A 13,150-nucleotide genomic window follows, 5' to 3' on the forward strand; every position below is an offset into this window, starting at 1 on the left:
TGGAAGCCGCTGCTTTCGAAGCCATGGCGCCTACCTCCGTCCTGTATCAACCACCAGCCAAGCACGTGGGTGCGACATTTCAGGCCACCGGCGGCTTCGGGCCAACGGCTCAGGCGTTGAAGTACGCCTTGAGGTCGTCCACGCGGTCCAGGCGCTCCCACGTGAAGTCCGGATCGTCGCGGCCGAAGTGACCGTGCGCGGCCGTCTTGGCATAGATGGGGCGCTTGAGGTCGAGGGCGTCGATGATGGCGCGGGGACGGAGATCGAAAATCTCCGCGATCGCTGCGCTGATCTTGGCCGGATCAACGGTTTCGGTTCCAAACGTCTCCACGTAAGTGCCCACCGGCCGGGCCTGGCCGATCGCGTAGGCGATCTGGATCTCTGCGCGCTTGGCCAGCCCTGCGGCCACGACGTTCTTCGCCACCCAGCGCATGGCGTAAGCGGCCGAGCGGTCAACCTTGGACGGATCCTTGCCCGAGAAGGCGCCACCGCCGTGGCGAGCCATGCCGCCGTAGGTGTCGACGATGATCTTCCGGCCCGTGAGGCCTGCATCGCCGACGGGGCCGCCGATAACGAAGGCGCCGGCAGGGTTGAGAATGTTGACCGTGCGGGAGATGTCCAGGTCCGCAAGGGCCAGCACCGGATCAATCACGTGCGACGCGAGGTCGGCCCGGAGCTGGTCGAGGCTGAATCCATCGGCGTGCTGGCTGGAGATCACGATGGTCTCAACAGAAACCGGGCGGTCGCCGTCGTAGCCGATCGTTGCCTGGGTCTTGCCGTCGGGCCGGAGGTACGAGAGCTCGCCGCTCTTGCGGACTTCGGTAAGCCGTTCGGACAGCCGGTGGGCGATCCAGATCGGCGTGGGCATGTAGGACGGCGTCTCGTCGCTGGCGTAGCCGAACATGAGGCCCTGGTCCCCGGCGCCCTGGAGGTCGTAGTCGTCTTCCTGACGGCCTTCCCGGGCTTCCAGCGAATTGAAAACTCCGCCGGCGATGTCGTTTGACTGCTGGCCGATGGACACGGACACGCCGCAGCGGGCGCCGTCGAATCCGTTGGCGGATGAGTCGTAGCCGATCCCCAGGATGGTTTCCCGGACGATCTGTGGAATTTCAACATAGGCGTCCGTGGTCACCTCACCGGCAACGTGGACCAGGCCTGTGGTGGCCATGGTTTCCACGGCGACACGGGACTCCGGATCCTTGGCCAGCAGGGCGTCAAGGATCGCATCGCTGATCTGGTCACAGATCTTGTCCGGGTGGCCTTCAGTCACCGACTCGGACGTGAAGAGCCGGAGCGGGGCGGGTACGGACCCGTGGGATTCAGGAATGTGCAGCGGTAAAGTCACTCAACTACCTTACTTGTTGGCAAACGGGCCTGCGGCAGCGTGTGTCCCCATGCTAAGGAGACGTTGCTTACGCCTGTCAGGTTCGCGGGAAGACCTTGCTCAGCTCGGCGCTGACGCGGTCAATGACGACGGCGGCGACGTCCTGCTTGGAGCCGGACGCCGACTGGGGTTCGGAGCCGGTCCGGGACAGGATGACTACTGAGTTGTGGTCCTGGCCGAAAACCTTGTCCGAACCCACATGGTTGACCACCAGGAGGTCGCACCCCTTGCGCTTGAGCTTCGCCTCCGCGTATTCGAGGACGTCGCCGTGGGCATCCCCGGTTTCGGCGGCGAACCCCACGACGAGCTGGCTGCTTCCGCCGGCGTCGCGGACCGCGACGAGTTCGTGGAGGATGTCGGGGTTCCGGACCAGTGTGATGACGGGGTCTGCCTGATCGTCCCGTTTCTTGATTTTGGTTCCGGAAATGTCCGCGGGGCGGAAGTCCGCTACCGCCGCGGCCATGATGACGACGTCGGAATCGACCGCCGCCGACAGCACGGCTTCCCGGAGTTGAAGGGCCGTTTCGACCTCCACCAGTTCCACGCCCGCCGGAGCAGGCACTTCCATGTGGGCGGCTATCAGCCGCACGGCGGCTCCGGCGTCCCGGGCTGCAGCGGCCAGCGCGACGCCCTGCTTTCCGGAGGAACGGTTGCCCAGGAACCGCACGGGGTCCAGGGGTTCACGGGTGCCGCCGGCGCTGATGGTCACTGTCCGCCCGGCGAGGGGGAAGAGCGGAGCGTCAGCCACGCCAGTGCCGTGGGGGGCTTCGTGCAGTCCGTGCGCCAAGGCCATGGCCGCTTCGAAGATTGCCTCCGGTTCCGGCAGGCGGCCGGGGCCTGAGTCGGAACCTGTCAGCCTGCCGCTGGCCGGCTCCAGGACGGTGACGCCTCTGCTGCGCAGGGTTTCCACGTTGGCCTGCGTGGCGGCGTGCTGCCACATTTCCGTGTGCATGGCCGGGGCGAAGAGCACGGGCCCGCCAGCCATCAGCAGCGTGTTGGTGAGGAGGTCGTTGGCCTGTCCGGTTGCGGCGCGGGCCAGAAGGTCGGCGGTGGCCGGGGCTACGACGATCATGTCCGCCTCATGGCCGAGCCTGACATGGTTCACCAGATGGACGTCGTCAAAGACGCTGTTGCTGACCGGATTTCCGGAGAGCGCCTCCCAGGTGGCCACACCGACAAAACGGGTGGCCGACTCGGTGGGGATGACGGTGACGTCATGGCCGGCTTCAGTAAAAAGCCGGAGGAGCGATGCCACCTTGTAGGCGGCAATCCCTCCCCCGACTCCGAGGACTATGCGCACGTGACCTCCGTCAACAGGCAGTCTGTTTTACTCTGCGGAAGTTACTCGGCAGCTTCGATCGGTGTGGAGACCAGCTTGCCTTCGTTGATCTCGCGCAGCGCGATGGACAGCGACTTCTCGTTCAGCTTGGTGTCAACGAGGGGGCCGACGTACTCAAACAGGCCCTCGTGCAGCTGGGCGTAGTAAGCGTTGATCTGACGTGCACGCTTGGCACCGAAGATCACCAGACCGTACTTGGAATCGGCAGCCTTCAGCAGCTCGTCGATCGGCGGGTTGATGATGCCTTCAAGGTTCGTGGACACGAATTCTCCAAATTCTAACGGGCTGGCACGATCCGGCGCCTAGCGCTGGTTCGGGGTCAGCCCCATGAGTGAAACAAGCTCGTCCGCTGCCCGTCGAACGTCATCATTGATGACCGTGTGATCGAACTCCGGCTCAGCGGCAAGTTCTAGTTTAGCGGTTTCCAGCCTGCGCTGCTGTTCCTCGGCGCTTTCGGTGCCGCGGCCCACCAGGCGGCGCACCATTTCGTCCCACGTGGGGGGTGCCAGGAAGACGAACTGTGCGTCCGGAACGGCTTCCTTGACCTGGCGTGCGCCCTGCAGGTCGATTTCGAGCAGGACTGAACGTCCTTCGGCGATTGCCTGGTCTACCGTGCTCTTCAGCGTGCCATAGGTATTCTGTCCATGCACGACTGCCCATTCCAGGAATTCGCCGGCGGCCACCAGGGACTCGAACTCCTCCTTCGACTTGAAGAAGTAGTGCACCCCATCGACCTCTCCGGGCCGCGGAGCGCGGGTGGTGGCTGAAACGGACAGCCAGACCCCGGGGTAGTTGTCGCGGATATAGGTGGACACGGTGCCTTTGCCAACAGCCGTAGGACCTGCGAGGACTGTCAGTCCGGGTTTCTTGCTCACGTATTCCTTTTGGGCGGTCTTCAGATGACTCTGTTCGGATGGATCTATTTCTCGTTCATAAAATCTACCAGCGCCCGGCGCTGGTGCACGCCCAGTCCCCGCACCCGCCTCGAAGCCGCGATGCCTACGGCCTCCATGATCGCCGCTGCCCGGACCTTTCCGATCCCGGGCAGGGCCTCGAGCAGCTCGGAGACACGCATCCGGGCAATGGCCTCCTCGCTGCCTCCCGAGTCCAGCACCTCTGCGATGGACAGGTCACCGGTTTTCAGCCTCTCCTTGGCAGCGGCCCGGGCGGCCCTCGCTGCGGCGGCTTTTTTCAGCGCATCAGCGCGTTCCTGGGCTGACAAGGGTCGCAAGGTCACGGTGATCCCCCGGGGGTAGCCAATGGATCCACGGCCGAGGCCGTTGGACTTGTCCTTGAACCTACTCCTCGGCGGCTGCAGAAATCAATGGACTATGCGGCGCGGAGACCGTCCAGCGTGCGGGCGGCAGCATCAGCCAGATCCCGGACACCGGGACCCGCCTTGAGGATGTCCCGGCTGGACGTCCCCAACACCTGCGGATAGGCGGTGCCGAAGGTCTTCCGGAGATCTGCAGGCGTGGCACCCTGGGCACCCAGGCCCGGGGCCAGAATGGGTCCACGGACTGCTCCGAGGTCAAGACCGAGGTCCGTGAGGGCCGATCCCACCGTGGCGCCCACTACGAGGCCGACGGAACCAAGCGTTGCCCCATACCGCGTATTTTCGGCGGCGGCTGCCTGCACGATCCTGCGGGCGACGGAGTCGCTGCCGCCCACGTGCTGGACCGAGGCCCCCTCCGGGTTGGAGGTCAGGGCCAGGACAAACACGCCGCGGCCGTACTCCGCCGCGAGGTCCAGGGCGGGGCGGAGTGACTCGAACCCGAGGTACGGACTCAACGTCACGGAGTCCGCGGCGAGGGACGAGCCGTCCCGAAGCCAGGCGTCGGCGTATGCGGCCATGGTGGAGCCGATATCGCCGCGCTTGGCATCAGCGATGCTCAGCACGTCGGCCCCCGCCGCTGCCTCCAGCGTCCGCTCCAGGGCGGCCATCCCGGCGGAGCCGTGTCGCTCGTAGAGCGCCACCTGCGGCTTCACCGCGGCAGCGAGGGAACCCACGGCCTCCAGGACTGTCAGTGAAAAGCGCTCCAGGCCCGCGGCGTCGTCGTTCAGTCCCCAGGCCTGCAACAGCGCCGGGTGCGGATCGATGCCGACGCACAGGGGCCCGCGGTCGGCCATGGCCTGGCCCAGCCGGGAGCCGAAGGACTCCCGGCCGGGCGTGGCTGCTGCCTCTGGCTCAGGCATTCTGCGCTGCCGCGTTCTGTGAAGCCACCAGGGCGGCGGCGTGCTCCTGCAGGCTGGTTACGGACCATTCGTAGGTGCGCAGCGCCTCGATGGCCTGGACGGCCGCGTTGAATTCGGCCACCGTGGTGATGCACGGGATGCCGATGGACGTGGCCGCGGCACGGAGTTCGTAGCCGTCGCTGCGGGCTTCGCCGCCGGACGGGGTGTTGAACACCATGTCGATTTCGCCGGCGATGACGAGGTCGGCGATGGTGCCTTCGCCCTCGGCGCTGCTGCCCTCGGCAACCTTGCGCACCGGGGTGGCCTGGATGCCGTTGCGGCGCAGCACGTCGGCCGTTCCGCCGGTGGAGACGATCTCGAAGCCGAGGTCGGACAGGCGCTTGACGCCCATTATCACCGAACGCTTGTCCCGGTTGGCCACGGAGACGAAGATCTTGCCTTCCGTGGGCAACGCGTTGTTCGCGGCTGCCTGGCTTTTGGCGAAGGCGGTGTCGAAGTGCTTGTCGATGCCCATGACTTCGCCAGTGGAGCGCATTTCCGGGCCGAGCAGGGAGTCCACGACCTTGCCTTCGGGGGTGCGGAAGCGGCTGAACGGCAGGACTGCCTCCTTGACCGAGACGGGCGCGTCCAGCGGCAGGGTGGAGCCGTCACCGGTTTCCGGCAGCATCTTGTAGGCACTGCGGAGCTGGTTAATGGTGACGCCGGTGCCGATGAGGGCTGCGGCCTTGGCCATCTGCACGCCGGTGGCCTTGGACACGAACGGCACGGTCCGCGAGGCGCGCGGGTTGGCTTCCAGCACGTACAGGACGTCCGACGCCAGCGCGAACTGGATGTTGATGAGGCCGCGGACGCCGACGCCTTCAGCGATGGCGCGGGTGGCCGTGCGGACGCGTTCCAGCACGTTGTTGCCGAGGGTAATCGGCGGCAGGACGCAGGCTGAGTCGCCGGAGTGGATGCCGGCCTCCTCGATATGCTCCATGATGCCGCCAAGGTACATGTCCTTGCCGTCGAACAAGGCGTCGACGTCGATTTCAACGGCGTCTTCCAGGAACCTGTCGATCAGCACCGGGTGGTCCGGGGTGATCTCCGTGGCGTTGGCGATGTACCGGGACAGGTTGGGCTCGTCATAGACGATCTCCATGCCGCGGCCGCCCAGGACGTACGACGGACGGACCAGCACGGGGTAGCCGATTTCGTCTGCGATCTTCTTGGCGTCCTCGAAGGACACGGCCGTGCCGTTCTTCGGGGAAATGAGCCCGGCTTCGTCCAGTACCCGGGCGAAGGCGCCGCGGTGCTCGGCAAGGTCGATCGCTTCCGGCGAAGTGCCAAGGATGGGCACGCCCGCGTCCGCCAGCTGCTGGGCCAGCTTCAGCGGGGTCTGTCCGCCGAGCTGCACGAACACGCCCATCACGCCGCCGGTGCGCTCCTCTGCGGCGATGACCTCAAGGACGTCTTCCAGGGTCAGCGGCTCGAAGTACAGGCGGGTGGAGACGTCGTAGTCGGTGGAGACGGTTTCCGGGTTGCAGTTGACCATGACGGTCTCGTAGCCGGCTTTGCGCAGCGCCATCGAGGCGTGGACGCAGGAGTAGTCGAACTCGATGCCCTGGCCGATGCGGTTGGGGCCGGAGCCGAGGATCAGGATGGACGGCTTGGCGTGCAGCGCAACCTCGTCCTCCTCGTCGTAGGACGAATAGTGGTACGGGGTGTAGGCGGCGAACTCGGCGGCGCAGGTGTCCACGGTCTTGTAGACCGGGCGGATGCCCAGGGCCTGGCGGACTCCGCGGACCACGGCTTCGGAGTTGTGCGTGAGGGCGCCGATCTGCTCGTCCGAGAAGCCGTGGCGCTTGGCCCGCTGGAGCATCTCCACGGTCAGGGCACCGGACTGGCGGATCTCGCGGGAGATCTCGTTCAGCAGCTGGAGCTGGTCCAGGAACCAGGGATCGATCTTGGTGGCCTCGTAGAGTTCCTCGACGCTGGCCCCGCCGAGCATGGCGCGCTGGACCTGGTGCAGGCGGTCCGTGGTGGGGCGCTTGGCCTTTTCGATGAGCTCCGGGATTTCCCATTCCGGGACGGAGCTGAAGTCAAGCTGCGAGCCCTTCTGCTCCAGCGACCGCAGCGCCTTCTGGAGGGCCTCGGTGAAGTTGCGGCCCATGGCCATGGCCTCGCCCACGGATTTCATGGTGGTGGTCAGCGTGTTGTCGGCGGCCGGGAACTTCTCGAAGGCGAACCGCGGAACCTTGACCACCACGTAGTCCAGGGTGGGTTCGAAGGACGCGGGCGTCTTCTGCGTGATGTCGTTGGGGATCTCATCCAGCGTGTAGCCGAGGGACAGCTTGGTGGCGATCTTGGCGATGGCGAAGCCGGTGGCCTTGGAGGCCAGGGCCGAGGAGCGGGACACGCGCGGGTTCATCTCGATGACCACCACGCGGCCGGTGTCCGGTTCGATGGCGAACTGGATGTTGCAGCCGCCGGTGTCTACGCCCACTTCGCGGATGACGGCGATGGAGATGTCGCGCAGCCGCTGGTATTCACGGTCCGTGAGGGTCAGTGCGGGGGCCACGGTGATGGAGTCGCCGGTGTGGACGCCTACGGGATCGAAGTTCTCGATGGAGCAGACGACAACCACGTTGTCGTTCTTGTCCCGCATCATTTCGAGTTCGTATTCCTTCCAGCCGAGGATGCTCTCCTCGAGCAGCACCTCGCTGGTAGGGCTGTACTGCAGGCCCTGGCCGACGATCCGGCGCAGGTCGTCTTCGTTGTAGGCGAGGCCGGATCCCAAGCCGCCCATGGTAAAGGACGGGCGGACCACCATCGGGTAGCCCAGGTCTTCGGCTGCCTTCAGTGCCTCGTCCATGGAGTGGATGATGTGGCTGCGGGCGGACTCGGCGCCGCAGCGCTCCACCACGCCCTTGAACTTCTCGCGGTCCTCGCCGAGTTCGATCGCCGCGATGTTCGCACCGATCAGTTCCACGTTGTACTTCTCGAGAACGCCGTTCTTGTCGAGCGCAATGGCCGTGTTGAGGGCCGTCTGGCCGCCCAGGGTGGGCAGCACGGCGTCGGGCCGCTCCTTGGCGATGATCTTCTCGACCACCTCGGGGGTGATCGGCTCAATGTACGTGGCGTCGGCGAACTCGGGGTCCGTCATGATGGTGGCCGGGTTGGAGTTGACGAGGATGACGCGCAGGCCCTCCTCCTTGAGGACGCGAAGGGCCTGGGTGCCGGAGTAGTCGAATTCGGCGGCCTGGCCGATGACGATCGGGCCGGAACCGATGACCAGGACGCTCTTAAGGTCAGTTCTCTTAGGCATTACTTCTTGTCCTCAGTGTTGTTGTCGATCGGGTTGTGCTGTCCCTGGGCGGGGTGCGCGGCGTCCACGGGTTCACCGGAGAGTCCGGCGGTCTTGCCGTCCCGTGTGCCTTCCATCAGGTCAATGAAGCGGTCGAACAGGTAGGCGGCGTCGTGCGGGCCGGCTGCTGCCTCCGGGTGGTACTGGACCGAGAACGCCGGGATGTCGAGGCACGCGAGCCCTTCCACGACGTCGTCGTTCAGGCTGATGTGGCTGACCTCGACCCGGCCGTAGCGCTCTTCGGGCGCCGCGGTGGGACCGTCGAGCGGCGCGTCGACGGCGAAGCCGTGGTTCTGCGAGGTGATTTCCACTTTTCCGGTGCGGCGGTCCATGACCGGCTGGTTGATGCCGCGGTGGCCGTAGCGGAGTTTGTACGTGCCGAAGCCAAGGGCCCGCCCCAGGATCTGGTTGCCGAAGCAGATGCCGAAGTAGGGCAGCTTCTCGTCCAGCACCGAGCGGAGCAGCTTCACCTGGTTGTCTGCCGTCGCGGGGTCGCCCGGGCCGTTGGACATGAAGAAGCCGTCCGGGTTGACGGCTTTGACGTCCTCCATGGTGGCGGTGGCGGGCAGGACATGGACGCGGACGCCGCGCTCGGCGAAGCGGATCGGCGTCATGGCTTTGATGCCGAGGTCGATCGCCGCGATGCTGAACCGGGGGTCGCCGTCCCAGCCGTGGTCCTTGGGCTCGACGACGTAGGCCTCGTCGATGCTGACCTCTTCGGCCAGCCGGGCGCCTTCCATCGGCGCGCTGGCGAGCACGGCGTCGACCAGTTCCTTGTCGGTGGCCTGCGCTGCGCCGCCAGAGAAGATGCCGGCGCGCATGGTCTTGTGTTCGCGCAGGTGGCGGGTGATGGCGCGGGTGTCCACACCCTGGATGCCGACGATGCCCTGCTCCACGAGTTCATCGTCCAGGCTGCGCTCAGAGCGCCAGTTGGACGGGCGTCGCGCGGCGTCGCGGACGATGTAGCCGGCCACCCAGATCCGGCGCGACTCGGCGTCTTCGCTGTTCACACCGGTGTTGCCGATGTGCGGCGCCGTCTGCACCACCAGCTGCCGGGCGTAGGACGGGTCCGTGATGGTCTCCTGGTAGCCGGTCATGCCGGTGGCAAACACCGCCTCGCCGAGGGCGGTGCCCTGGGCGCCGTAGCTCGTGCCGCGGAAGATGCGGCCGTCTTCGAGGACCAGGGCGGCCGGGGTGGAACTTGCTGCTTGAGGCGCAGTACCTGCGTTTGCTGTCACTTTGTTGGTGTCCGTCACTGTATTACTTTCCACTATGGGCATCTGCCTGAGGGCCTGCGGAGATCAATTCCTGAAGTGTTTGGAGGAGGGCCGGTTTGTCCGCGGCCCTCCGGGTGCGGAAGCCGGTGTCCAGTTCGTGCTGTCCGAGCGTCCAGCTCAGCACCAGCAGCCCGTCTTTCTCGACGAACTTGCCGGCCATGCCGCTGTCCTGGCGGACGCCTGACAGACTGGCCGCGGGGATGAACAGCGGCCCGGCTCCGGACCGCTCAAAGAGCACACCCTCCGGGTGGACGGTGAGTTCCGCGTTCGTGCGGATGCCGAGTCCGTGCACGGCGATCCGGTCCAGCCAGTCGCCGGCCGTGGTGGACGCGACGTACTGGCCGTCCGCGGCTGCAAGCGGCATGCTCAGGTCGGCCGGAACGGGGGGCAGCTGTTCGACGTCGGACTGGCGCCGCAAACGGTTCCGCCACCCGATGCCGATCAGGACCAGCACAAGGGCGATGAGCGGCAGCGTGGTGACCAGCGTCAGGGTCTTATTGTCCATCAGTACGCGCCCACCGGCGCTGTGGCGGCGTCGGCCGGGTAGCGGTAGGGGGTGTTGAGCTTGCCGTCCAGGACGGTGGGGTGGCCCTTGAAGAACGTGGCCACGACCTTGCCCGGGAGCTCCATGCCGCGGAACGGCGAGTTGCGTCCCATGGTGGCCATGGCGGACGGGTCCACGGTCCAGCGCGCGGCCGGGTCCACCAGGATGATGTTGGCGGGCTCGCCTTCCTCCAGGGGGCGGCCCTGGTCCGCCAGGCGGCCGATCCCGGCCGGCGCAATGGAGGTCGCCCTGGCGAAATCAGCCCAGGTCATGAGGCCGGTCTCGATCATGGCGTGCTGGACGACGGACAGGGCGGTCTCCAGCCCGGTCATGCCCATTGCCGCCTGCGCCCACTCGCATTCCTTGTGTTCGCTCGGGTGCGGAGCATGGTCGGTGCCCACCACGTCGATGGTCCCGTCGGCGAGGGCGGCGCGCAGGGCCTGGACGTCGGCGTCGGTCCGCAGCGGCGGGTTGACCTTGTACACGGGGTCGTAGCTGCGGACCAGCTCGTCGGTGAGCAGGAGGTGGTGCGGGGTCACTTCGGCGGTGACGTTGATGCCCCGGCCCTTGGCCCAGCGGATGATCTCCACGGACCCAGCGGTGGACACGTGGCAGACGTGGAGGCGGGAGCCCACGTGCTGGGCGAGCAGGACGTCTCGGGCGATGATGCTTTCCTCGGCGACCGCCGGCCAGCCCGTCAGCCCGAGGACGGCGGAGACTTCGCCTTCGTTCATCTGGGCGCCGGCGGTGAGGCGGGGTTCCTGCGCGTGCTGGGCCACCACGCCGTCGAACGCCTTGACGTATTCCAGGGCGCGGCGCATCAGGACGGGATCATGGACGCAGATGCCGTCGTCGGAGAACATGCGGACCTGGGCGCGGGAGTCCGCCATGGCGCCGAGTTCGGCCAGCTGCTCCCCGGCAAGGCCAACTGTGACGGCGCCGACCGGACGGACGTCCACCCAGCCGGCGGCGCGGCCCAGGCTGTGGACCTGCTCCACCACTCCGGCCGTGTCGGCAACGGGGGTGCTGTTGGCCATGGCATGTACGGCGGTGAAACCGCCCAGTGCCGCCGCCCGGGTTCCGGTCTCGACGGTTTCGGCGTCTTCGCGGCCGGGTTCGCGGAGGTGAGTGTGGACGTCGACCATGCCCGGCAGCGCGATGAGGCCGTCGGCATCGATGACGGTGGCGCCGTCGGCAGTGTCTGTCTCCGACAGGTCCGTGCCGCGCGCGGTGATGACGCCGTCGCGGATGAGCAGGTCCTCGGCTCCGGCTCCGAGGATGGCCGCTCCGCGGATGAGGTAGGTTTCGCTGCTTCCGGCGGTGGCGTTGCTGTTGGCGCCGTTGTCGGCAGATTGTTCAGCCATTACTTGCTCTCTTTCAGGGTGGCGGCTGGTTCGCGGGTGTCCCCGGAGAGCAGCAGATACAGGGCGGCCATGCGGATGGACACGCCGTTCCGGACCTGGGCGAGGACGGTGGAACGTGGCGAGTCGGCGGCGGCGGCGGAAATTTCCAGCCCGCGGTTCATGGGACCGGGGTGCATGATGATGGTGTCCTTGAGGCCCAGGCTGTCCAGCGCGCGGAGCCGGTTGTCGTCAAAGCCCCAGCGGCGCGAGTACTCGCGGGTGGAGGGGAAGAACGACGCATTCATCCGTTCGCCCTGGACCCGGAGCATCATCACGGCGTCAACGCCCTTTTCGAGCGTTTCGTCCAGGTTGTAGCTGACCTTGCACGGCCACTTGTCGACGCCGATGGGCAGCAGGGTGGGCGGGGCAACGAGCGTCACCTCGGCGCCGAGCGTGCGCAGCAGCCAGACGTTGGAGCGCGCGACACGGGAGTGCAGGACGTCTCCTGCGATGGCCACGCGCATGCCCTTGAGGTCCGCGCCGGCGGACGGCAGCCCGGCGAGTTTTGCCCAGTGCCGGCGCATGGTGAAGGCGTCCAGCAGCGCCTGCGTGGGGTGTTCATGCGTGCCGTCACCGGCGTTGATGACGGCAGCGTCGATCCAGTCGGTTGCAGCGAGCCGGTGCGGCGCGCCTGAGGCCCAGTGGCGGATTACGACGGCGTCAGCGCCCATCGCGGACAGCGTCTGGGCGGTGTCCTTGAGGGACTCCCCCTTGGACACCGACGATCCCTTGGCGGCGAAGTTGATGACGTCCGCGGAAAGCCGTTTGGCGGCTGCCTCAAACGAAATGCGGGTGCGCGTGGAGTCCTCGAAGAAGAGGTTGACCACGGTGCGGCCACGCAGGGCAGGAAGTTTCTTGACCTCGCGGTCGCCGACGGCCGCCATCTCCTCGGCGGTGTCGAGGATGCGGACGGCGTTGGAGAGGCTCAGGTCCTCGGTGGACAGCAGGTGCTTCATGCGCCGGCCTCGATGACCACTTCATTGACAGCCTGGCCGTCAATGACGTCGGTTTCCTCGAGGCGGACCCGGACTTTTTCGGCGGAGGAGGTGGGCAGGTTCTTTCCCACGTGGTCAGCCCGGATGGGAAGCTCCCGGTGCCCTCGGTCGATCAGCACGGCCAGGCGCACAATGCGGGGCCGGCCCAGGTCAACCAGGGCGTCCAGGGCGGCGCGGATGGTGCGGCCCGAGTACAGAACGTCATCGATCAGGACTACGACCTTGTTGTCGATGCCGGTCCGCGGCAGTTGCGTATGGTGCGGCGGCCTGGTGGGCTGGTGGGAGAGGTCGTCGCGGAACATGGTGACGTCGAGCTGTCCGACGATCGCGGAAGCGTCCACAGCCGGATCCGCGGCGGCGATCTTTTCGGCGAGCCGGACTGCCAGCGGATAGCCGCGGCGCGGGATGCCCAGCAGCACCAGGTCCTGCGAACCTTTGTTGGCCTCGAGGATCTCATGGGCGATACGAGTGAGTGCACGGTCAATGTCCGCCTGGTTGAGTACAACCCTGGCCGGTACCGGTGCCTGTGTGACAGGAGTCAACGCTCGTCTCCCCTTTCCCCGCCTCACGGGACGGAATTAAAAAAGGAACATTTGCCTTCCAAAATTACCACACGGGCGTTCCAGCATTGCCCGGGCAGAGGGCGTCTTCGGTCACATCCGGCGC

General features: G+C 66.6%; 12 protein-coding genes. All 12 read right to left on the minus strand.

The annotated features are described in order from the left end of the window. Positions 1 to 109: 109 nt before the first annotated feature. On the minus strand, positions 110 to 1,345 hold the full coding sequence (gene metK / locus AC1DDG_RS07190; RefSeq protein WP_230119679.1) for a methionine adenosyltransferase: 1,236 nt from the start codon (positions 1,343 to 1,345) through the stop codon (positions 110 to 112). 76 nt (positions 1,346 to 1,421) lie between these two features. Continuing rightward, positions 1,422 to 2,684 (minus strand): bifunctional phosphopantothenoylcysteine decarboxylase/phosphopantothenate--cysteine ligase CoaBC, encoded by a 1,263-nt coding sequence (gene coaBC, locus AC1DDG_RS07195; protein WP_230119680.1) that lies wholly within the window; start codon positions 2,682 to 2,684, stop codon positions 1,422 to 1,424. 41 nt (positions 2,685 to 2,725) lie between these two features. After that, positions 2,726 to 2,986, minus strand: a complete 261-nt coding sequence (rpoZ, locus tag AC1DDG_RS07200; RefSeq protein WP_090581074.1) for a DNA-directed RNA polymerase subunit omega — start codon at positions 2,984 to 2,986, stop codon at positions 2,726 to 2,728. A 39-nt stretch (positions 2,987 to 3,025) separates the two neighbouring features. Beyond that, complete coding sequence (gene gmk, locus AC1DDG_RS07205; RefSeq protein ID WP_230119681.1) at positions 3,026 to 3,598, minus strand: guanylate kinase; 573 nt, start codon at positions 3,596 to 3,598, stop codon at positions 3,026 to 3,028. Between the two features lie 44 nt (positions 3,599 to 3,642). Then, positions 3,643 to 3,954 (minus strand): integration host factor, actinobacterial type, encoded by a 312-nt coding sequence (gene mihF / locus AC1DDG_RS07210; RefSeq protein WP_476875672.1) that lies wholly within the window; start codon positions 3,952 to 3,954, stop codon positions 3,643 to 3,645. A 98-nt stretch (positions 3,955 to 4,052) separates the two neighbouring features. After that, complete coding sequence (gene pyrF / locus AC1DDG_RS07215; RefSeq protein ID WP_230119683.1) at positions 4,053 to 4,919, minus strand: orotidine-5'-phosphate decarboxylase; 867 nt, start codon at positions 4,917 to 4,919, stop codon at positions 4,053 to 4,055. Further along, entirely contained in the window at positions 4,912 to 8,226 is a 3,315-nt protein-coding gene (gene carB / locus AC1DDG_RS07220) for a carbamoyl-phosphate synthase large subunit (RefSeq protein ID WP_230119684.1), read from the minus strand. The genes pyrF and carB overlap by 8 nt, the downstream gene beginning before the upstream one ends. Beyond that, positions 8,226 to 9,545 (minus strand): glutamine-hydrolyzing carbamoyl-phosphate synthase small subunit, encoded by a 1,320-nt coding sequence (gene carA / locus AC1DDG_RS07225; RefSeq protein WP_230119685.1) that lies wholly within the window; start codon positions 9,543 to 9,545, stop codon positions 8,226 to 8,228. The genes carB and carA overlap by 1 nt, the downstream gene beginning before the upstream one ends. Next, positions 9,526 to 10,047: a PH-like domain-containing protein gene (locus AC1DDG_RS07230; protein ID WP_230119686.1), complete on the minus strand. Its 522-nt coding sequence runs from the start codon at positions 10,045 to 10,047 to the stop codon at positions 9,526 to 9,528. Before AC1DDG_RS07230 ends, carA begins: the two co-directional genes overlap by 20 nt. Beyond that, on the minus strand, positions 10,047 to 11,450 hold the full coding sequence (locus AC1DDG_RS07235) for a dihydroorotase (protein ID WP_230119687.1): 1,404 nt from the start codon (positions 11,448 to 11,450) through the stop codon (positions 10,047 to 10,049). The genes AC1DDG_RS07230 and AC1DDG_RS07235 overlap by 1 nt, the downstream gene beginning before the upstream one ends. After that, a complete protein-coding gene (locus AC1DDG_RS07240) occupies positions 11,450 to 12,445 on the minus strand; it encodes an aspartate carbamoyltransferase catalytic subunit (protein WP_476875509.1) in 996 nt (331 codons plus the stop codon). The genes AC1DDG_RS07235 and AC1DDG_RS07240 overlap by 1 nt, the downstream gene beginning before the upstream one ends. Further along, entirely contained in the window at positions 12,442 to 13,026 is a 585-nt protein-coding gene (gene pyrR, locus AC1DDG_RS07245) for a bifunctional pyr operon transcriptional regulator/uracil phosphoribosyltransferase PyrR (RefSeq protein ID WP_230117997.1), read from the minus strand. The genes AC1DDG_RS07240 and pyrR overlap by 4 nt, the downstream gene beginning before the upstream one ends. Positions 13,027 to 13,150: the final 124 nt, after the last annotated feature.

It is taken from the genome of Arthrobacter sp. 10L430 (genome assembly GCF_056395245.1).